Origin of the sequence: Vibrio sp. Vb1026, from assembly GCF_033338745.1 — a bacterium.
GTDB lineage: Bacteria > Pseudomonadota > Gammaproteobacteria > Enterobacterales > Vibrionaceae > Vibrio > Vibrio alginolyticus.
Genome location: NZ_JAWOTH010000159.1, coordinates 1 through 1,137, shown reverse-complemented (window position 1 = coordinate 1,137; position 1,137 = coordinate 1). Strand labels below are relative to the sequence as shown.

Below are 1,137 nucleotides of genomic sequence, written 5' to 3'. Positions count from 1 at the left end.
CTAACAATAAACGGATATATTTTTGACGTCTATTTAGAGCCTCCACGAGCTTAACAGTATAGGGTTGGCTGTCTTATAGTGATATTCCGAGGTTACAGTGAGTAAACGACTACTCAAGTCTGGCATGATCGTCAGTGCTATGACATTAATTTCCCGCGTTCTGGGTTTAGTTCGCGATGTTGTAGTGGCAAGTGTGATGGGGGCAGGAGCAAGCGCTGACGTCTTTTTCTTCGCCAACAAAATTCCGAATTTCTTACGACGTTTGTTTGCTGAAGGGGCTTTTTCTCAAGCGTTTGTCCCTGTTTTAACGGAGAATCACGCTCAAGGTGATATGGACAAAACACGCGAGTTGATTGCTCGTGCTGCCGGTACGTTAGGGGTTATTGTCTCTATTGTTACCGTGCTGGGCGTGCTGGGCTCTGGTGTGGTAACCGCGCTGTTTGGTTTTGGCTGGTTTTTAGATTGGATGCATGGTGGGCCGGCCGCAGAGAAATTTGAGCTAGCCAGTCTGATGCTCAAAATTACCTTCCCTTATTTATGGTTCATCACCTTTGTTGCGCTTTCCGGAGCCATTCTTAACACACTCGGCAAGTTTGCCGTCTCCTCATTCACTCCGGTCTTTTTGAATGTCATGATCATTCTGGCGGCTTGGTTTATCTCGCCACAGATGTCTCAACCGGAAATCGGTCTGGCTATCGGTGTGTTTTTAGGTGGTTTGGTTCAGTTCTTATTTCAAATCCCTTTCCTTATTAAAGCGGGCGTGATGGTTAAGCCTAAGTGGGGGTGGCGCGATCCTGGGGTGGTAAAAATCCGCACGTTGATGATTCCCGCTTTGTTTGGCGTCTCTGTCAGTCAAATCAACCTGCTATTTGATACTTTTATTGCCAGCTTTCTACAAACTGGCTCAATCAGCTGGTTGTATTATTCCGATCGTTTGTTGGAGTTCCCGCTGGGGCTGTTTGGTATTGCGATTGCGACGGTGATTTTGCCTGCGCTGTCTCGTAAACATGTGGACTCGCAGAGCGAAGGTTTTGCACATACCATGGATTGGGGCGTTCGCATGGTAACGCTGCTCGGGATTCCGGCGATGTTGGGTTTGATGGCGTTGGCGAAGCCGATGTTGATGGTGCTATTTAT

At 47.7% G+C, this 1,137-nt stretch carries 1 protein-coding gene; it reads left to right on the top strand.

Annotation, left to right across the window (positions count from 1 at the left end; all coding sequences use genetic code 11):
- Window positions 1-97: 97 nt before the first annotated feature.
- The coding region (gene murJ, locus R7E47_RS24970; RefSeq protein WP_318085462.1) for a murein biosynthesis integral membrane protein MurJ at window positions 98-1,137 on the top strand (1,040 nt) is incomplete at its 3' end.